Below are 20,582 nucleotides of genomic sequence, written 5' to 3'. Positions count from 1 at the left end.
TAGTATTATTATTTTTTGTATTCAATCGAGGAGTATGCACTTTACTTTAAACACAAAAAATATCGTCAATAATTTATACCTTATTTCTCACCAATCCGAGTGTATTTAAATCCTATCTCCTCCAGCTCTCTCCGATTCCAAATGTTACGTCCATCTACAATGTATTTATCCTTCATAACTTTCTGAATCACGTTCCAAGTAGGTAAGCGGAATTGTCTCCATTCAGTCATTAATAGCAACGCATCAGCACCATCGGCACAGTCATAGAGACTTTCAGTATAATTCACAACATTGTCGATACGACGTTTACATTCAGGCATAGCGATGGGATCAAACACTTTCACGGTAGCGCCATCCTTTAGTAACTTATCAATCACGACCAAAGCCGGAGCCTCGCGCATATCGTCTGTATCAGGTTTAAAAGCTAAACCTAACATAGCAATGGTCTTTCCTTTTACATCACCCATCAAACGGATAAGTTTATCATAAACAATACTCTTCTGACGGTCGTTGACACGTTCCACCGCTTCAATCACCTCCATGTGATAACCGTTGTCGATACCTGTATGCAGCAAAGCTTTCACATCTTTCGGGAAACAGCTACCACCATATCCGCAACCGGCATAAAGGAATTTTTGCCCGATACGCACATCAGCCCCAATACCTTTGCGTACATGGTCTACGTTAGCCCCTACTCGCTCGCACAAATTAGCTATATCGTTCATAAAGCTGATACGGGTGGCCAGCATGGCGTTAGCAGCATACTTGGTCATTTCAGCACTAGGTATATCCATAAAAATTACACGGAAATTCTGGAGCAAGAAAGGTTGATAGAGCTTGGTCATCACCTCTTCAGCTTTCTTGCTCTCAACGCCAACTACCACCCGGTCAGGACTCATAAAGTCTTTGATAGCGGCACCCTCTTTCAAGAATTCGGGGTTACTGGCTACATCGAAAGGAACATCTGCCCCACGCTTGTTCAACTCCTCTTGAATGACAGCTTTCACCTTTTTAGCAGTACCCACAGGTACAGTAGATTTGGTGACCAGAATGGTATATTTATTGATATTTTGTCCAAACTGACGGGCTACGGCAAGCACATACTTCAGGTCGGCGCTACCATCTTCGTCAGGAGGAGTTCCTACTGCGGAAAAGACGACTTCCACATCATCCAAAACTTCGATCAAATCTGTTGTGAAGTGAAGACGCCCATAGCCAACGTTGCGTTTTACCAATTCTTCCAACCCCGGTTCATAAATAGGCATTTCACCGGCTTTCAACTTGCTGATCTTATCGGTATCTACGTCAACACAAGTCACTGTGGCACCCATTTCTGCAAAACAAGTACCGGACACCAAGCCAACATAGCCTGTGCCTACAATTGCTATATTCATATATTATTATTGTTGAGTACTTACTATTTTAGATATTTATTCTTCCTTTACCGTATGTTCTCCATAGCCGTATCCATAGCCATAACGCTTGCCATAACCATAGTACTTGCCATATTTACCATAACCGTAATAATAGCCATATTTCTTCTTCTGAAGATCCAGACCGTTAATTACCGTACAGAGATTGGGTAGCTTATTGTTTTCAGCCAGTTCGTTAATCAGCGTAAACTCCGTTTTTCGGGTATAATCCGCACGGCAGACATAGACAGACAAATCCGCCACGCGTCCTATGAGCAAGGTATCCGTCACCATACCGATTGGGGCGGTATCCAAAATCACATGGTCAAAGTTTTTCTTCAACGTGTCAATCGCCTTGTCCAAGCCGTCACGAGCCAACAGTTCCGTAGGATTGGGAGGAACCGTTCCACCGGGAAGAATATACAAGCTATTACTTACATCAGAAACCTGAACGAAATCCATCAGATTCTTTTCTGGATTCGACAGATATTGAGTGATACCCTGTTCTTTTCGAGAAATATTAAAAATTTTATTCAAACCGGGTTTACGAATATCAAGACCGACAATTACCACTTTCTTTCCTAATAAAGAAAGACTGATAGCGAGATTCGAGGAAACAAATGACTTACCTTCACCACTGATTGTTGAAGTCACCAAAATTACTTTCTGATCATTCTCAAGCATAAACTGAAGGTTAGTACGGATATGACGAAAAGTCTCACTCATCAGATTATTCTGATTCTCAAATACAACTATGGAACCTGTTTTTTCAGCAGTCAAAGGCACATCTCCTACAATAGGCAGACGAGTCAATTTCTCCACATCACCACGACCTTCAATCTTGAATTTTGTTAGACCTATCAGAAAAATGACGCCGACAGGCAAACCTACTCCTAATACCAGAGCAATCATATAAATCATGTTAGGTTTTGGAGAAAGCGGTCCTCCTGTCGCCACTGGTTCGTCAATAATCTTGGCATTATTCGCAGTAGCAGCTAATGTAATAGCATTCTCTTCACGTTTCTGCAAAAGCATCAAATAAAGCCCTGCCTTGATTTCCTGTTGACGTGCAATACTCACATATTGCCGTTCCTGTCCCGGAGCGTCACTGATACGACGGGAGAAGCGGCCCGCCTCACGCTCCAAATCAGCCTTGACAATAAGCAAACCCTGCAAAGTTCCATTAATTGCAGCCTGCACGTTTGACTTCATTGCACGAATACTTGTATCCAGATTCACAATCATCGGGTTACTCTCCGTAGAAGTACGAAGCAAACGCTTACGTTCGATGATCAATTCATTATAACGTCCGATCTGGGTGGTCAGTCCGGCGTCAGACAAACCAATATTACCAGGCAACAGTTCATACTCATTCAACGGATTATTGATGTATTTAATGAGGTCACGAACTAAATTTATCTGTGTTCCGTTATCCACACGTTTCTTCTCATATTCCGCATTTCCGGATACGGCCAATTGAGCGTCACTGCTAATGTCCGTCAAGCCTGCGTTTCTTTTAAAAGCTTCCAGCTTATCCTCCGTACTACCCAGTTCCTCGTCTATAATTTTAATACGCTCATTGATAAATTCCCTCGTCTTTTCAGCCACCTCATTCTTGTCATTATTCGTATTCCGGTTATACATCTCCATCAACTTATTGATAAAGTCACGGGCACGTTGTATATTCGTATTCATCAATGAGACCACGGCAACAGAAGTAGTCCTAGAAGTCGGGGCTATACTTAACGCGCCCTGGTATCCCTTTGCCACTTCAAATGGCCGGCTGACCACTGCGCGGATATGCCGTTCACCTTTATACCCCTCCATCTGACCACCTGACAATGAATCTTTCAACGCAAATCCAAACGTACCCGCGTCAGTAGGTAAGACGGCAGGCAGTTTCTCAAAACGCTGATTATATTCATTCAAACCGACTTTCAGATTTACATCCAGAACGCCTTCGGGAGACAATTTCATGGCAAGCAAAGCAGAACCCGGCAATCTATCCGCTTCTTGGGCAGTCAGGTTTACTATGACTGGAGAAGTCTGATATAACTCTTTTTCCGGAAATTCATCCTCATCATAATAAGTGATATAAAGTTCCAGATTATTGACCACTTCTTTCAATATCGTTTTTGAACGTAAGACTTCTATTTCATTATCAATACTTTGCGTGGAAGTAATTACTCCACCTATTCCCAAGTTCTCCAAATCTGTAGAACCGCCGCCTTTCTTGTCATCCTTAATCATGATGGAAGCGGAAACCTGATACACGGGAGTCTGAAAATGTAAATACACCCAGGCACCAATCAGACAGACCAAAACAGAAGCGACAAACCAAGGCCAATGGATTATATATCTGAAAAGAAGTTCCTGATAATTGATTTTCTCCTCATCCTGTTCATTCATATTATTTTCGTACGGGTTTTCTTTCATTGTTGATCAATTATTTTATTAATTTTATCGTAATATAGTTATTAATAAATTGGCTATTGACATCAAAATTGAAATGCCAGAGAACCACAGGCTGGTACTGGCCCCAATATCCGAATTCTTCGCCTTAGTCTTATTAGGTGTCACATAAATTATATCATTCTGCTGCAACTGATAATAAGGAGACAATACCGTTTCAGCTTTATTCAAGTCCATAGTAATAATTTCCTGCTTATTATCTTGTCCAGTCCGGATTAATTTCACATTATCACGCATACCATAAATAGTCAAATCACCTGCCATGGCGAGCGCTTCCAACAAATTAATCTTTTCGTTAGAGACAACAAAGCTTCCTGGCTTAGTAACCTCTCCCAATACCGAAATCCGATAATTAACAATACGCACAGTTACAAGCGGCGCTTCTTTCAAATAAACCTTCAACTTATCTATTATCAGATTTTCTATCTCCAGTTTAGTCAATCCACCTACATGAATCTCACCCAATACTGGAAAGTTGATATTCCCCTGATTATCTACCAAATACTGCTGTAGAGCAGGTGATGCGTTTCCTTGTCCTACCATCTTTCCCTCCGTTCCACTAGCAGTACCCGAATTTACCAGATTGAAAGGTGCAGCCAGTTCCGGAGTAGAACAAGATACGGCAATCGTCAACAAATCCTTGGGCATAACCTTCACACCTGTCTGACGAACAGTCTGTTCTGTATCATTCACAAAAGCCGTATCCTGCAAATAAGGCACTTTCTTATATGATTGGCAGGATACCAGCAAAAAAGCAAGTAACGCACCCAATGTCAATCTTTTCAGTCTTCTCATAACCACCTACTCATGTAATTTTACAACTATTGATTTAATTTTTACTCAATTTCCAATTCCTCACCTAATAAGCCTCTTTATCCCCGCGGATGACATTACACACAGTCTTATACATGATATATAAGTCCAGAATGAACGTCCAATGCTCGATATACCAGATGTCACGTTGCACACGTCCTTCCATCTGCCAAAGCTCCTTCGTTTCTCCACGAAAACCTGTCACCTGTGCCCAGCCTGTAATACCCGGTTTCACAAAATGACGAACCATATATTTATTTATTAAATGGGAATATTCTTCTGTGTGCTTCAACATGTGCGGACGGGGGCCCACTAAAGACATATCCCCTTTCAGTACATTAATAAATTGAGGAAGCTCATCCACATTCGTCTTGCGAATCAGATTACCGATACGGGTTTTACGAGGATCACATTCCGTAGCCTGAAGCGTATCACTTTGTGCATTCACCCGCATTGAACGAAATTTATAGCACCAAAATTCACGACCATCCTCACCACTTCGTTTCTGTTTGAAAAAGACAGGTCCAGGAGAACTTATCTTTATAGCCAGTCCCACAATGATATATATAATCGGGAAAAAGGTACAAAGGAACAGTAGCGAGCAAATAATATCAAAGCTACGTTTCACAATACGATTTTCCAATAACTCAAGTGGCTCACGACGGATAGAAAGTACCGGAACATTACCTAACATTTCAAAATACATTCTCCGTTTCAGATAGTTCCGGACATTGGGAACGCTGAAAAAACGAATCAGATGGTTCTCACAATAGTTGATAATCGGCACAATTTCAGCACTACGGGCAGAAGGAAGACTGCAATAAAGCTGGTCTACCTTTCCCACATTACGGGTCAAATAATCAACAGCTTCGCACGGCTGCCCCAAATATGCAATATTCATAGGATAGCGTTCTGATGGGAAATCTTCAAAATACCCCAGTACACGATATCCTGATGTCGGATCATCCGTCATGGAATGATAAAGTTCCTGCATATTTTCATGGCTACCCACCAGTACTACCTTTCGGACATTTTCCCCACTTTTGCGATAAAACTCCAGAATAGATCGGAACGTCAGGCGATAAGAAATAATAACGATAATGAGAACTACATAAAATGCCCCCAGCTGACGCAGGTTAACACATTCAAAATGGAATATGTACGAAAGCCCCAGCACCATCAATACAAAAGGAATCATGTTCCGTGCCACCCGAAGCATGATTTGCTCCGGACGAACCACCGGACGATGAAGAATCACTCCAGAACGAATGTTGCAAACCAGATAACATAAAGTCATCAAAGCCATGTTCTGGAAAAGAGGCATGGAAAACTCAAAAGGAGAACGGTTTCCCCAAAGAGAACCAAACACCCACAACAGTAAGTTCAGTAAGATGATGTCCCCTGAAAGGACAAAAGATTTTAGGACTTTATTAAAACCTTGGACTTCCTGCATTACTTTATTCTTGATTTAGATTTTCATCCATATCCTCATTTTTCTCCCTATACTCAATATAAAGTTCTCCCCATTCTACCATTTTGGCTCGAAACTCTTCTTTTGTGAGATTGTCATAGTAATAGGAAAAAAGACGGGTAAAATCACTTAGACGTAAATCTCCCCAGATGTCATCTTGTAATAAGTGGGTTTTCCCATGTGGATTTCTTTACGCATAGCCTCTATTGACAAGTGAGCACGTTCAAACTGCTCTGCGATGAAATGGCCCAGTACGGGATGATTAAATTTTTTCATGTTTATAATTTTATTAGTTGTTAAATACATTGTGTTATATGTTAATTTTATGCATATCCGTTCAGACATGTCTGAACGATATATTTAAAAGCTATTTCTACCTTCGCACCGCGTTTTGAAAATTCAAGGCGATAACTTCAAATAATAAACATTATGACAAACGATTTTAGAATGTCTTATTTCATGCCTCCCATTGCTCCCATCAAAAATGAACAGGGACGGATTGTTACTCCTGCAACACTGATTCCCTCTTGCGAAGTCTCCGTAGAACAAGTTTTTCAAATGATAACCTGCAACGAGAATCTCAAAATTCTGACCGAGCAAGTACGCAATTCCGGAGATATACGGACAGCAAAGGCATCACTATTGCCTTATGTGACTCCCTGTGGTACGTTCTCGCGTCGAAACAGCAAATGTTTCGTAGCTTCTTCACATCTGGTGGTGGTAGATATCGACCATCTCGATTCCTATCAGGAGGCAGTGGAAATGCGCAGTACATTGTTTAATGACCACCTTCTGCATCCTGTACTCACGTTTATCAGTCCCAGCGGACGGGGTGTGAAAGCATTCGTACCCTACGATCATTTACCCATGGCTAACGACACAAACAGTATCATCGAAAATATGAAACTGGCAATGATGTTCACCGTGCTGCTTTATGGTACAGGGGCACCCGTTCCCTTCGGAGAAAAACGCAAAGGGGTAGACTTTTCCGGCAAGGACATTGTAAGGTCTTGCTTTCTTAGTCATGATCCGGGAGCATTGTTTAGAAACAGCAAATAATTAGATATTAAAAACTATAAATTTAAATTATGAACGAAATTGAATCGTTATGCCGCCTCTGTGAAGCGGTTGAAACTGCAGGAGCGGATATTGCCCCTACGTATGCTGAATATGTACAACTGGCGTTCGCCATCGCAACGGATTGCGGAGAAGCGGGACGCGAGTTTTTCCATCGGTTGTGCCGGGTGTCTGCCAAGTACGAACGGGAACATGCCGAACGGATATTCTCTAACGCACTTACTACCCGGCATGGAGACGTCCATCTGGGCACTGCATTCCATCTTGCTGAAAGGGCGGGTGTAACTCTCTGCAAAGAGGGAGTGATGAACCACCGGAAAAATGCAAAAAATGCAGGAAATGCACCGTCCAAAAACCTCACACACACGCACGTATATAATAAGGTGGACAATGAAGAACCGGACGAATCCGAAGAGCTGCAGGACGGGAGTGACCCGAACCAGCCATTGCCTTCTTTCACCGAAGCGGACTGGCCGAAAATCCTGTTGCTCATCATGAGTTATGCCACCAGCCCTACACAACGCGATGTCATGCTGCTCGGAGCATTGACCGCCATAGGTGCCAGCATGGAGCGATATGTGAGATGTCCATACGCCGGCAAACTCCAGTCTCCTTGCCTGCAAAGTTTTATTGTAGCTCCTTCCGCCTCGGGTAAGGGAATTCTTTCGTTCATCCGTCTGCTTGTGGAGCCTATTCATGACGAGATCCGCCAACAAGTAGCGGAAGAGGTCAAGGCCTACAAAAAAGAGAAAGCCGCATACGATACCATGGGAAAGGAGCGCTGCAAAATGGAAGCTCCTCAAATGCCCAAGAATAAAATGTTCCTCATCTCGGGCAATAACACCGGAACGGGTATTCTGCAAAATATCATGGATGCCAATGGCACAGGACTTATCTGCGAAACCGAAGCGGATACCATCTCCGCTGCTATCGGTTCTGAATACGGACACTGGAGCGATACGCTCCGCAAAGCATTCGACCACGACCGTCTGTCGTACAACCGGCGCACCGACCAGGAATACCGGGAAGTAAAGAAAAGCTATCTTTCCGTCCTGCTTTCCGGTACACCCGCGCAAGTAAAACCACTCATTCCCTCGACAGAGAACGGTCTTTTCTCGCGCCAGCTGTTTTATTATATGCACGGTATATGGACATGGATCAACCAGTTTGAAAGTGGCGAAACCGATCTGGAAGCCATCTTCACAGGCATAGGCCTGGAATGGAAAAAGCAACTGGACCTGATGAAAACACACGGACTTCATACACTCCGGCTCACTGATGAACAAAAGCAAGAGTTCAATGCCCTCTTTGCCGATCTTTTTTTCCGTTCGGGACTTGCCAACGATAACGAAATGAGTAGTTCCATAGCCCGTCTGGCTGTCAATACGTGCCGTATCATGGCAGAAATAGCTATGATACGTGCACTGGAATGCGACCAGCCTTATCAGTTCAAAGGTTCTTCCGCCCCTCTGCTGACTCCTGACAAGGAGATTGCCACCGATAATATCAAAGACGGCATTATCACCCGTTGGGATGTGACAATCACCGCTGAAGATTTCCATGCGGTGCTGGAGCTTGTAACTCCGCTCTATCGTCATGCCACACATATCTTATCTTTTCTTCCTTCCACAGAGGTCAAACATAGAGCCAATGCCGACCGGGATGCACTTTTTGAAATAATGGGCAACCAGTTCACCCGCGCACAGTTGTTGGAGCAGGCTGAAAAGATGAAAATCAAACCTAACACTGCTCTTAGCTGGCTGAACCGTCTGATAAAAAAAGGATTGCTTATCAATACAGACGATAAAGGCGTTTATACGCGCACGCATGTGTGCGTGTGTTAGGGAGCCCTCGGAAAAAGTGCATTTTTTGCATTTATATAACAACAGGACGTTTCATGAATCCTAAAGCGGCGCTTTAGAGGTGGTAAAGCATAGCTTTACGACTGCTAAAGCGGTGCTTTACTTTTCCGCTCTTCTAAGGTTCTCCCAAGGCGTCTACAATCACTCTCACCTCCAACGGGGTGAATGAGCGGCGCTTTGATTCGTAACCTAAGTCGTACAGGCGTTGCAGAAGTCCGGGACATAAAGAGATCCATTTCTTCATCTTTCGATATGCAGCAATGTCAGTTAGTTCCGGAGAATAAAGTTGAGCCAGTTCCATGCGGCCGTAGGCGCGTATTTTGAATTCGTTCATGATGAATAAGTTTCTGATTTACAGTTACAAAAATAACAAAACATATTCACATATCCTACGTTTTTCCATTGAATAACCGACCGTTACTGCGTATAATTGACAACAATCGCATGCAACTGTAGACTATTGATTTCTGCGGGTTTCAGGGTTGTATCTTTGTATCGTCGAAAGGGAAAAGAATCCCCGGACACAATGTTTAACCCTTTAATTTATTGTTTTATGATTCGTTACAAAATTTATCAAAACCAACAGCAAAAAGGCCTGAATGCAGGCAAGTGGTTCGCCCGTGCGGTAAGCGACGAGACGTTTGATTTGGCCAAGCTTGCCGAACACATGTCGAAACACAATTCACCGTATTCCGGTGGTGTCATCAAAGGTGTGCTTTCCGACATGGTAGACTGTATCAAGGAACTGCTGCTCGACGGCAAATGTGTGAAAATCGACGACCTTGCCATCTTTGGTGTGGGCATCCGAAGTAAGGCGGCTGAAACACTGGAAGATTTTTCGTTAGAGAAAAACATCACAGGTATGCGCCTGAAAGCTCGTGCCACCGGTAATTTGTCGACTACCAACCTGAAACTCGACAGTCAACTGAAGCAGCAAGCGGAATATCAGAAACCAACTACCCCTGGTGGAGATTCCGATTCAGGCAATACTCCTGATCCGAATCCGGGCGGAAGCGGTGAAGCACCTGACCCGGCTGCCTAATCCTAGTTTCTTATCTTCTGTAAGTCCTTCATTTAGTGAAGGACTTATCTTATTTAAATCCAATTTTTAATCTTAAAAAAACAATGTCATGAGTAATTCATCTTCTCCCCGTTCCGTATGGAGCTTCATTATCAAAGTGATTATCACCGTTGCCACCGCTATCGGAGGCCTGATCGGAGTACAAAGTTGTATGTAGCCCCATGCGCACCATTACGCTGATTATCATTCATTGCAGTGCCACGCCGGAAGGAAAATTCCTTTCGGCGGAGGCTTGCCGACAAGATCATATCCAACACCGTGGATTCCGTGACATCGGTTACCATTTCTACATCACCCGCGATGGAGAAATTTGCCAGGGCCGTCCTCTGGAAAAGGTCGGGGCACACTGCCGTGACCATAACACCCATTCGATAGGTATTTGTTACGAAGGAGGGCTGGATATTGCCGGACGTCCCCAAGACACACGTACATTGGCGCAACGAGGTTCCTTGCTCGCTTTGCTCCGCGAATTGAGGAAAAGATTCCCCAAAGCATTGATTGTAGGCCATCATGATTTAAATCCGATGAAGGAGTGTCCATGTTTTAACTGTATCAAAGAATATGGAGAGTTGTAAGGATCATCTAAGTATATTGACCAGCAGACTGGCAATAGACACTAAGATAGAAAATCCCGAAATCCACATCGTAGTACTTGTGCCGATGTCCGCGCTCTGTGCTTTGGTTTTATTGGGAGTGACATACAGGATGTCATTCTGTTGCAACTGATAGTAAGGAGATAATAACAAATCCGCGTCGTTCAGATTGAGTGTAACAAACTGTTTATGCCCGTTCTTGTCTTCGCGGATTAGTTTTACATTATCACGAACACCATAAATGGTCAGATCTCCTGCCATGGCAAGGCCCTCGAGCACATTGATCTGCTCATTCACTACCGGATAAACACCGGGAGAGGCCACTTCGCCCAAAACTGAAACTTTAAAGCCGGACATACGGACTACTACCGTAGGTCTTTCTTTCACGTAAGATTTCAGTCTATCCGTTATCAGGTTTTCAGCTTCACGACTTGTTAAACCGTTCAAAGGAAGTTTACCTAAAACCGGATAATTGATATTTCCCTGATCGTCCAATAGAAACGTACTGCCTTGCGCATTGAAAGGCTGCGAAACAACCGGATCGGAAGTGGAAACAAGAATGGAAACTTCATCACCCGGTATCAGCCTTGCGTCCTGAACAGGCGCAACTTGCGTATTCGCCTGTTTCAAAATCTCCGCATCCTGTAAGTAAGGTACTTTCTTATAGGACTGGCAAGCCGAGAGAAAGAAGAAAAAGAATATCAGTGCAAAAGCACCGGATAATTTCGTATTCATGTAAATGGTGGATAAATGATGACTGGATTAGTTTTTCTCGCAGATAGCCTCGACATAACCAATAGGCATATTGACGCAAGCGCATCCCAGCATATTCAGCCGGACGGCAATCTTGCTTTTGCCATCGACATTGACCAGTTCACCAACCAGCCCGGTCAGAGGTCCTTTCACAACACGAACCTTCTCACCACGTGCCAAAGGAGAGCTGTTCATACAAATAGCTTCCTCTGAATAGTCGAGCATGAAACGAAAACGAGCCATCTGCTCATCTGGAATCACCGCTGGAGAGCTCTCACCACGCATCACCATATAACGGCTCACTGTAGAAAAACTTAGAACTTCTTTGCGCTCTTTCGGATTAACGTGTACAAACACCATCATTGGAAGAAGGACAGACTCCACCATCTTACGACGGTCACTCCACTGATGAATTTCTTGTTGGACAGGAACGAAATTCTCGATCCCCATTTTGTCTAAACGTTCGGATACCTTCTTCTCGTGGTGCATTCGAACCAGAGCAACATACCAGCGTTTAGAGTGTGCTACGCCTTCCCCTGTCCCATCGCTAGGCCCAGCACTAAGTGATTTTGGTTTTGTTAAAATCATGTTTTTTTACCCCATGTTATTCCGTTACTTCTTAGGTAACGGACAATACATACACAAGGCACACATCTCAATAAAAAATGGAAATCACATATAGAAATAGGGCGTAAGAAGGAAACTGCCTAATACTCAACAGGAAAAATCCGGAGATTAGGCAATAAAAAGTATAGAGCATGAAAATAAAGTTATTTCATGTTCAGATAGTTTTTTCCCTATATTTTAGATAAAATGAAAAAAAATGGAAGAATATTTGCTTACTATCTCTGTTTTTGTCTATCTTTGCGTCAAATTTAAGTTCCGTTACCTAAGAAGTAACACACATACACCAGCTCTGATTATCAAAACTTTATACTCTTATCCCTGCCTACACAGCAGTTTCTAACGTAAGATAAATTCCCTTTATTTACCTCCGTACGTTCTTTAAGCCCAAAGCCTTTTAAATAGATTTGTGTGGTTTTAATAGATTTATGGCCCAATGATTCACTAATCATTTCAATTGGTACTCCCCGATACTTCGCTGTCGTTGCCCAGGAATGGCGAAGCGTGTAGGAAGTGACAGGAGATTGCAGACGTAAGGCTCTTGCCAGATCTTTCAAACGATTGTTGAATCGGCGGAGAGCTGACTGATACTCCCGGTAACCTCTTTCATCCTGACGTTTCCGATCGCCGCTAAGAATGTCAAACAGATAATCCGGACAATCGGGATGAGAATCTCCCCTGTTACGGAGCTGATTAATCATTTCCTTTGCAGTATCAAGTACTTCCACGCTCATCGGAGTTTTGGTTTTAATACGATTGTATCGCAACACATTCTGATTCAAGGCCGACTTCTCCAGATGGGCTAAATCGGCAAATGACATTCCACAAAACTGAAACATCAGGGCAGCAATAGCCTGCGTACGGCGTAAACGCTCCGACTTGGGATCTTCATACAAAAGCTTATGCAATTCGACAGCAGGCAAAGCCTTTTTCTGACGAACATCCACCCCGGTATAAACATCATGAAATAATCGTGGCACATAAGGCGCGCCACCCGCCTCCACTCCCCGATTGTAGATACTACGAAGCATACGCATATACGTAGAAATCGTGTTGGGTTTCAAGCCACACTCGTAAAGATACTGACTATAACGCCGTAAACTCTCACGGGTGATTTGTCTGAACGACACATTGAACGTGCCACAAAACTTACCGAAAGAAAAGAGAGCATTCTTGTAGACATGCGCCGTAGAATAGCGTCCCTCCTTTCGTAAACGGCCGATGTAGAATTCCGCACACCGGCTAAATCCTTTTTTGTTTCTCATTACATCATTAGTTATTTTATATATTATGCCATTTGGCAAACGGCAAAAGAACGAATCATTCTATAAAAAACATCCGGCTTTGCCCATCCTTACAATGGATCAAAGCCGGATGACTTAAACGATATGCGGGATACCACTATACGTATGTTTCCAGCAATTTCACACTTCCTCCTTCGGGAGTGATAGTGACATCTTGCGTGGTAGCAGGCAACAGGATAGATTCTCCTGCACTAACAGTCAGTTCATTACCTTCATTGTCTCTCATTGTACATGATCCTTCCATACAGATAAAGATCACGAATGAATCGAGTTCGGAATAGTCACAACTGATTTCTTCAGTCATATCATACAGAGAAGTCGTGAAGTAGGTGCAGGCAACCAGTTCTACCGGTTCGTCCTTCAGTGGTTCGTATTTAGTACGATAGTCATCCAACACTTCGTAGTTGATGGCTTCACGGGCTAAATCGGTGTGAAGTTCGCGGGTTTTACCATTCGCATCTTTACGGTTGAAATCGTAGATACGATAAGTTATATCAGAAGTTTGCTGAATCTCGGCGATGAAAGAACCTGCCCCGATGCTGTGCACACGTCCGGCAGGAAGGAAGAATACATCACCCGGATGAATTTCATATTCCTGCAATACGTCGGTAATCGTATTGTTCAACACGCGTTCTTTATATTCTTTCGGGGTAATCTGTTCAGAGAATCCTGAACGCAATTTAGCTCCTTTGTCGGCATCTACCACATACCACATCTCGGTTTTTCCCATCGAATTGTGGCGTTTCTTCGCCAACTCATCTGTTGGGTGTACCTGGATTGACAAATCCTGTTTGGCGTCGATGAACTTAATGAGTAGCGGAAATTTGTTGCCGAAACGAGCATAATTCGCTTCACCAACCAGTTCCTCACGATACTTTCTTACCATATCGGCTAAGGTTAAACCTTTATCCGGGCCATTAGCCACTACGGATTCATTGTTCTCAACACCGGAAATCTCCCAGCTTTCTCCTACTCCTTTCAAGTCTGAATTCAAATGTTTGAACGGAATAATTTTGTCGCCCCCCCAAAGCGTCTGCTTCAGAATAGGTTCGAATTTTAATGGATACATTTTTGTTTTTCTTGTTATAAACTTAGATTAAATTCGCTCGGATTGTTACAATCCGGGAACAAACATACAAAAAATAGTTCAGTTTTTAAGAAAAGGAGGATGAAAATTCATTTAAGAAATCATCTTTTGTCCTTGCATCCAAAGAAGATGAAGTAATAAAGCTAAACTTTCCTAAAGCACCTGTCATATTTAGTCGGAATAATTTGTGAGTAAGAAAGAATTTCCCTTTATTTGCAGGAAATTTTTAATAATACCAGACATGAATAACACATTCCCAACAGAAGGGAATCTATCAGGGCTCAGCCGGAAAGATTTCCAAAAGGATATAAATGATAAGAAAACTGATTTATTTATCCTCAAAAACACAAAGGGAATGGAAGTAGCTGTAACCAATTACGGATGCGCCATTCTTTCTATCATGGTACCGGACAAAAACGGTAAGTATGCTAATGTAATCCTCGGACACGACAGCATCGACCACGTCATCAACAGCCCGGAACCTTTCCTAAGCACTACTATCGGACGCTACGGCAACCGTATCGCGAAAGGAAAATTCACCTTGTTCGGCGAAGAACATGAACTCACGATTAACAACGGACCTAACTCTCTGCATGGTGGACCTACCGGTTTCCACGCCCGTGTTTGGGATGCTGTCCAGATTGATGAGAGCACAGTGCAATTCAACTATGTTTCTGCTGACGGCGAAGAGGGATTCCCCGGCAATCTGGAAGTGGAAATGACTTACCGCCTGGAAAATGAAGTAAATGCACTGACTATCGAATACCGCGCTACCACCGACAAAGCTACAGTCGTTAACTTGACTAACCACGGTTTCTTCAACCTCGCCGGTATTTCCAACCCTACTCCTACCGTTAACAACCACATCGTTACGATCAACGCTGATTTCTATACGCCTATCGACGAAGTTTCTATCCCTACCGGTGAAATTGCCAAAGTAGAGGGTACTCCGATGGATTTCCGTGCTCCGCACACTGTAGGCGAACGTATCGACGACAAATTCCAGCAACTGATTTTCGGTGCAGGATATGACCACTGTTATGTACTGAACAAGATGGAAAGCGGTTCGCTCGACCTGGCTGCCACTTGCAAGGACCCGGAAAGCGGACGTATCATGGAAGTATATACCACCGAAGCGGGTGTACAACTCTATACGGGCAACTGGCTCAACGGATTTGAAGGTGCACACGGAGCTACATTCCCTGCCAGAAGCGCTATCTGCTTTGAAGCACAGTGTTTCCCGGATACTCCGAACAAACCTCATTTCCCATCGGCTACCTTGCTGCCGGGTGATGAATACCAACAGATCACTGTCTACAAATTTACGGTAGAAGAATAAGACTTGAAAAATAACTAACCTAATTTTATAAACTAACATTTTTATTGAACCATGACACAAGAAAAAAAGAACGGTAAAATCATTGCAATCATTACGATGATTTTCCTTTTCGGTATGATTTCATTTGTTACCAACCTCGCTGCTCCTATGGGTATCGTGTTGAAAAACCAGTTCGACGTATCAAACGCGTTAGGTATGCTGGGAAATTTCGGAAACTTTATTGCTTATGCAGTAATGGGTATTCCGAGCGGTATCCTGTTGCAACGCGTGGGCTATAAGAAAACAGCACTTATCGCAGTAGCTATCGGTTTCATAGGCGTAGGTATCCAGTTCTTATCCGGCCATTCAAGCCCGGAAATGGCTTTCGCTGTTTATTTGATCGGTGCATTCGTAGCAGGTTTCTCTATGTGTTTGCTTAACACTGTTGTGAACCCGATGCTGAACAAACTTGGTGGCGAAGGTAACAAAGGTAATCAGCTTATCCAGGTAGGTGGCTCTTTCAACTCTGTAATGGCTACCATTACTCCGATGTTTGTAGGTATCCTTATCGCCGGATCTATCGAAAAAGCTACTATTTCTCAAATATTCCCTGTGATGTACACCGCTATGGCTGTGTTCGCTTTCGCATTCTTCGTGCTTTTGTTTGTACGCATACCAGAGCCTAACGCCGCTGCCGCAACAGAACCTATCGGTAAATTGATGAAAGGTGCTTTGAAGTTCCGTCATTTCGTCCTGGGAGCTATTGCAATCTTTGTATATGTAGGTATTGAAGTGGGTGTACCGGGAACTTTGAATTTATTCTTGACAGACCCTGTAGAAAAAGGTGGAGCAGGTATCGCTTCTACAATCTCGGGATTCGTAGTAGGAACATACTGGTTCCTGATGTTGATCGGACGCTTGACAGGTGCTTCTCTTGGTGCTAAAATCTCCAGTAAGGCTATGCTTACATTTACTTCTGCTTTAGGTTTGATTCTGGTATTCCTTGCCATCTTCTCATCTACAGAAACAATGGTTGATCTACCTGTACTTCAACAAAGCGCTACCGGTAGTTTGTCATTCGGATTTGCAGAAGTTCCTATCAATGCCATGTATCTGGTATTAGTGGGCTTATGTACTTCTATCATGTGGGGTGGTATTTTCAACCTTGCTGTAGAAGGTTTAGGTAAATATCTGGCTGCTGCTTCCGGTCTGTTTATGGTACTGGTATGTGGTGGAGGTATCTTACCTGTAATTCAGGGATTAGTAGCCGATATCGCTGGTTTCATGCCTAGCTATTGGGTTATTATCGCCGCTTTGGCTTACCTGTTGTTCTACGGTCTGGTAGGTTGCAAGAATGTAAATAAGGATATTCCTGTGGAATAAACAATCACATAGAATAGAATTCAATTTATTCACCTTTAAAATATAAATATCATGGATACAGAATACGTAAGAAGTCGATTCATTAAACACTTTGACGGAACTACCGGCTTTCTATATGCTTCTCCGGGCCGTATCAACCTGATCGGCGAACACACTGACTACAACGGTGGATTCGTTTTTCCGGGAGCGGTAGATAAAGGGATGATTGCTGAAATCAAACCGAACGGTACTGACAAGGTTAGAGCTTACTCTATCGACTTGAAAGACTATGTAGAATTTGGTCTGAACGAAGAGGATGCTCCACGTGCCAGCTGGGCAAGATATATTTTCGGTGTATGCCGTGAAATGATCAAACGTGGCGTTGACGTGAAGGGATTCAATACTGCTTTCGCAGGTGATGTGCCTCTGGGTGCAGGTATGTCTTCTTCTGCCGCTTTGGAAAGTACATATGCCTTCGCATTGAACGAGCTGTTCGGTGAAAACAAGATAGATAAGTTTGAATTGGCTAAAGTGGGTCAGGCTACAGAACATAACTATTGTGGTGTGAACTGCGGTATTATGGACCAGTTTGCTTCCGTATTCGGTAAAGCAGGCAGCTTGATCCGTCTGGATTGCCGTTCACTGGAGTATCAGTATTTCCCATTCCATCCGGAAGGTTATCGCCTGGTTCTGATGGATTCAGTGGTGAAACACGAATTGGCTTCTTCTGCTTACAACAAGCGTCGCCAAAGCTGTGAAGCTGCTGTTGCCGCTATCCAGAAAAAACATCCGCACGTAGAATTCCTGCGCGACTGTACAATGGCTATGCTGGAAGAAGCAAAAGCTGATATCAGCGCTGAAGACTATATGCGTGCAGAATATGTAATCGAAGAAATCCAACGTGTACTCGACGTTTGCGAGGCATTGGAAAAGGATGATTACGAAACTGTAGGTAAGAAGATGTACGAAACTCATCATGGTATGAGCAAGCTGTACGAAGTAAGCTGCGAAGAACTCGACTTCCTGAATGACTGCGCTAAAGAATACGGTGTGACCGGTTCACGCGTGATGGGTGGCGGATTCGGCGGTTGTACAATCAACCTTGTTAAAGATGAGTTGTATGACAACTTCGTTGAAAAAACAAAAGCTGCTTTCAAAGCTAAATTCGGCAGAAGCCCGAAAGTGTATGACGTAGTAATCGGTGACGGTTCTCGTAGACTGGAATAAGAATTTATTCGTTATTAAATAATTAAGAAGGGCGGCTTCCGTGATGGAAGCCGCCCTTACTTTTTACACGGCATAATAACACACAACCTCAACCCCATTCTCTTAAAATGAGAAAATTTCTCATTTTAAGAGAATTATCTAAAACTATTCGTATCTTTGCCATGTTCTATAGAATAGACAACTTAATATAAAAACAATATGATAATCAATTTTACAGTAGGCAACTATCGTTCGTTCAAAGACAAAAAGGTTTTGAGCATGGAAGCTACCGCTATTAAGGAATTGAATGAATCTGTTATAGAAAAAGAAGGATATAGACTACTTCCATCAGCTGTTATTTATGGAGCTAACTCAAGTGGAAAAAGTAATTTATTGAAGGCAATTGGTAAGTTTAGAGACATCGTAAATTCTTCTTCTAAATTGAATTCGACAGATAAATTAGGTATTACTCCTTTCTTATTAAACCAAGAAACAGCCAAAGAACCATCATTTTTTGAAATGGAATTACTGATAGATAACCAAACATATACGTATGGTTTTACTGCAGACAATCTGAAGGTTTATGAAGAATGGTTATATACAAAAGAGGGAAAAGCGAAAAAGGAAAAATGCCTATTTATTCGTACGGAAGAAGGAATCGGAATAGCTGACGATTATAATGAAGGTAAAGGTTTAGAAGAAAAGGTACGTGACAATGGACTATTTTTATCGACAATTGATTCTTTTAATGGTGAAGTTGCAAGAAAAATTATTCACAAAATTGATAGTTTTTTAGTAATATCAGGCATTAACCATGAATCTTGGTCTGGATTTACAAATGATATGTGTAACAATAAAAATCCAAATCTTAGCTTCAAACAAGAAATTCAAGACTTCTTAAACTCTATGAATGCAGGATTTAACAGATTTGAACTTCCCGAAGATGAAAAATTGGCAAAAGAAATCAAAGCATACACCATACATAATTTATATAATGAACAGGGAGAAATCATTGGAGAAACCCGTTTTTCTATGAAAGAGCATGAATCATCAGGAACCAACAAACTATTTGATTTAGCAGCCTTAGTTATTAGTCAATTAGCGTTCGGAGATTCACTAGTTGTAGACGAACTCGATTCGAAGCTTCACCCACTGCTAACTCAACATATTATTAAACTTTTTAACAACCCCGAAACGAATCCCAAGGGTGCCCAATTAATATTCGCCACCCACGACACTAATTTACTGAATGTTAAAACATTCCGTAGGGATCAGATTTGGTTTACGGAAAAAGATCATTCGGAAGCTACCGACCTCTACTCATTAGCTGAATTCAGAGAACCGGAAGGAAACAAGATTCGAAAAGACCGTAACTTTGAAAAGGATTATATCAACGGACGTTATGGCGCAATTCCATATATTAAAGACTAACATACTATGAGTAGACTGCTGCCGAAACATCGGTTTGAGGAAATAAAAAAAGAACAAAGACAGGCTAAACTGGATAAAAAAAGAAAAGTAGCAGTACGCAATGTATCTGTTAGTTTCCTTATCGTATGTGAAGGTGAAAGAACTGAACCTAACTATTTCAGGGCTTTAATCAAAGACCGTTATTCGGACATTCGTGAAGTCACAATCGAAGGCAAGGGTCAGGGGACAGTCAGTCTTATCAAAGAGACCGTGGCTATTCGTGATAAATCCAATAAAGAGTTTGACAGGGTATGGGCTGTTTTTGACAAGGATGACTTTAATGATTTCAATGATGCAATACAGCTTGCAAAAAAGAATCATATTCTTTGTGCATGGTCTAATGAGTCATTTGAACTTTGGTATTATCTACATTTTCAATATTTGGATAGCGGCATATCCCGTTCTCAATACATTGAGAAAATAGAAAGGGAAATCCAAAATAGAACAAATGATTCAAACTACCGATATAAAAAGAAATCACCGGAAACTTTCGACATATTACAACGTACAGGAGATGAATCATTAGCCATCAAACACGCTCAACGCTTAAGAGAATCATTTTCGGGAACAGATTATGCGGCTCACAAGCCTTGTACTACTGTATATGAGCTAGTAGAAGAGCTAACTCATCCTGAAAAGTTATTATAATCATAACTTAACTATATATCAAGAAGGGC

At 42.5% G+C, this 20,582-nt stretch carries 20 protein-coding genes; 10 read left to right on the top strand and 10 right to left on the bottom strand.

Annotated elements, in window-relative coordinates:
- Positions 1-80: 80 nt before the first annotated feature.
- From CJF29_RS09015 to CJF29_RS08995, 5 genes are all read right to left on the bottom strand, one after another.
- Positions 81-1,394 (bottom strand): UDP-glucose dehydrogenase family protein, encoded by a 1,314-nt coding sequence (locus CJF29_RS09015; protein ID WP_099146714.1) that lies wholly within the window; start codon positions 1,392-1,394, stop codon positions 81-83.
- 36 nt (positions 1,395-1,430) lie between these two features.
- A complete protein-coding gene (locus CJF29_RS09010; protein ID WP_099146715.1) occupies positions 1,431-3,848 on the bottom strand; it encodes a GumC family protein in 2,418 nt (805 codons plus the stop codon).
- A 24-nt stretch (positions 3,849-3,872) separates the two neighbouring features.
- Positions 3,873-4,679 (bottom strand): polysaccharide biosynthesis/export family protein, encoded by an 807-nt coding sequence (locus tag CJF29_RS09005; protein ID WP_176553141.1) that lies wholly within the window; start codon positions 4,677-4,679, stop codon positions 3,873-3,875.
- A 64-nt stretch (positions 4,680-4,743) separates the two neighbouring features.
- Entirely contained in the window at positions 4,744-6,150 is a 1,407-nt protein-coding gene (locus tag CJF29_RS09000) for an undecaprenyl-phosphate glucose phosphotransferase (protein ID WP_099146717.1), read from the bottom strand.
- A 147-nt stretch (positions 6,151-6,297) separates the two neighbouring features.
- Positions 6,298-6,444 carry a hypothetical protein gene (locus tag CJF29_RS08995; RefSeq protein ID WP_162487412.1) on the bottom strand — a complete coding sequence of 49 codons (147 nt, stop codon included), beginning with the start codon at positions 6,442-6,444 and terminating at the stop codon, positions 6,298-6,300.
- 153 nt (positions 6,445-6,597) lie between these two features.
- Between CJF29_RS08995 and CJF29_RS08990 the strand changes: the two genes are divergently transcribed.
- Positions 6,598-7,227, top strand: coding sequence for a BT4734/BF3469 family protein (locus CJF29_RS08990; protein WP_099146718.1), 630 nt, complete (start codon positions 6,598-6,600; stop codon positions 7,225-7,227).
- 29 nt (positions 7,228-7,256) lie between these two features.
- Complete coding sequence (locus CJF29_RS08985) at positions 7,257-9,089, top strand: DUF3987 domain-containing protein (protein ID WP_099146719.1); 1,833 nt, start codon at positions 7,257-7,259, stop codon at positions 9,087-9,089.
- 133 nt (positions 9,090-9,222) lie between these two features.
- Here CJF29_RS08985 and CJF29_RS08980 read toward each other — a convergent pair whose 3' ends face one another.
- Positions 9,223-9,441, bottom strand: a complete 219-nt coding sequence (locus CJF29_RS08980) for a DUF4248 domain-containing protein (protein WP_004297475.1) — start codon at positions 9,439-9,441, stop codon at positions 9,223-9,225.
- 219 nt (positions 9,442-9,660) lie between these two features.
- Between CJF29_RS08980 and CJF29_RS08975 the strand changes: the two genes are divergently transcribed.
- From CJF29_RS08975 to CJF29_RS08965, 3 genes are all read left to right on the top strand, one after another.
- Positions 9,661-10,149: a DNA-binding protein gene (locus tag CJF29_RS08975; RefSeq protein WP_074637223.1), complete on the top strand. Its 489-nt coding sequence runs from the start codon at positions 9,661-9,663 to the stop codon at positions 10,147-10,149.
- A gap of 88 nt (positions 10,150-10,237) precedes the next feature.
- Positions 10,238-10,345: a smalltalk protein gene (locus tag CJF29_RS08970; RefSeq protein WP_004297473.1), complete on the top strand. Its 108-nt coding sequence runs from the start codon at positions 10,238-10,240 to the stop codon at positions 10,343-10,345.
- 4 nt (positions 10,346-10,349) lie between these two features.
- On the top strand, positions 10,350-10,763 hold the full coding sequence (locus CJF29_RS08965) for an N-acetylmuramoyl-L-alanine amidase (protein WP_004313206.1): 414 nt from the start codon (positions 10,350-10,352) through the stop codon (positions 10,761-10,763).
- Positions 10,764-10,766: 3 nt separating this feature from the next.
- On the opposite strand, the gene CJF29_RS08960 is transcribed toward CJF29_RS08965, so the two are convergent.
- The 4 genes from CJF29_RS08960 to CJF29_RS08945 all read right to left on the bottom strand — a co-directional run bounded on the left by CJF29_RS08960 (position 10,767) and on the right by CJF29_RS08945 (position 14,531).
- On the bottom strand, positions 10,767-11,516 hold the full coding sequence (locus CJF29_RS08960; RefSeq protein ID WP_099146720.1) for a polysaccharide biosynthesis/export family protein: 750 nt from the start codon (positions 11,514-11,516) through the stop codon (positions 10,767-10,769).
- A gap of 27 nt (positions 11,517-11,543) precedes the next feature.
- On the bottom strand, positions 11,544-12,122 hold the full coding sequence (locus tag CJF29_RS08955) for a UpxY family transcription antiterminator (RefSeq protein ID WP_099146721.1): 579 nt from the start codon (positions 12,120-12,122) through the stop codon (positions 11,544-11,546).
- 335 nt (positions 12,123-12,457) lie between these two features.
- Positions 12,458-13,423, bottom strand: a complete 966-nt coding sequence (locus tag CJF29_RS08950) for a tyrosine-type DNA invertase cluster 3b (RefSeq protein ID WP_099146722.1) — start codon at positions 13,421-13,423, stop codon at positions 12,458-12,460.
- Between the two features lie 136 nt (positions 13,424-13,559).
- A complete protein-coding gene (locus CJF29_RS08945) occupies positions 13,560-14,531 on the bottom strand; it encodes a type I phosphomannose isomerase catalytic subunit (protein WP_004309166.1) in 972 nt (323 codons plus the stop codon).
- Positions 14,532-14,790: 259 nt separating this feature from the next.
- Here CJF29_RS08945 and CJF29_RS08940 point away from each other — a divergent pair, with 259 nt between their 5' ends.
- The 5 genes from CJF29_RS08940 (at position 14,791) to CJF29_RS08920 (ending at position 20,553) form a co-directional block, all read left to right on the top strand.
- On the top strand, positions 14,791-15,888 hold the full coding sequence (locus CJF29_RS08940; RefSeq protein WP_004307294.1) for an aldose epimerase family protein: 1,098 nt from the start codon (positions 14,791-14,793) through the stop codon (positions 15,886-15,888).
- A gap of 51 nt (positions 15,889-15,939) precedes the next feature.
- Positions 15,940-17,250 carry an MFS transporter gene (locus CJF29_RS08935; protein WP_099146723.1) on the top strand — a complete coding sequence of 437 codons (1,311 nt, stop codon included), beginning with the start codon at positions 15,940-15,942 and terminating at the stop codon, positions 17,248-17,250.
- 51 nt (positions 17,251-17,301) lie between these two features.
- Entirely contained in the window at positions 17,302-18,456 is a 1,155-nt protein-coding gene (galK, locus tag CJF29_RS08930) for a galactokinase (protein ID WP_008648242.1), read from the top strand.
- A gap of 258 nt (positions 18,457-18,714) precedes the next feature.
- Positions 18,715-19,866, top strand: a complete 1,152-nt coding sequence (locus CJF29_RS08925) for an AAA family ATPase (protein WP_229092151.1) — start codon at positions 18,715-18,717, stop codon at positions 19,864-19,866.
- A gap of 6 nt (positions 19,867-19,872) precedes the next feature.
- Entirely contained in the window at positions 19,873-20,553 is a 681-nt protein-coding gene (locus tag CJF29_RS08920; protein WP_099146725.1) for an RloB family protein, read from the top strand.
- Positions 20,554-20,582 lie beyond the last annotated feature (29 nt).

Origin of the sequence: Bacteroides celer (genome assembly GCF_002632415.2) — a bacterium.
Classification (GTDB): Bacteria; Bacteroidota; Bacteroidia; order Bacteroidales; family Bacteroidaceae; genus Bacteroides.
The sequence above is the reverse complement of the archived record's forward strand: the minus strand, read 5'-3'. Positions and strand labels throughout refer to the sequence as shown.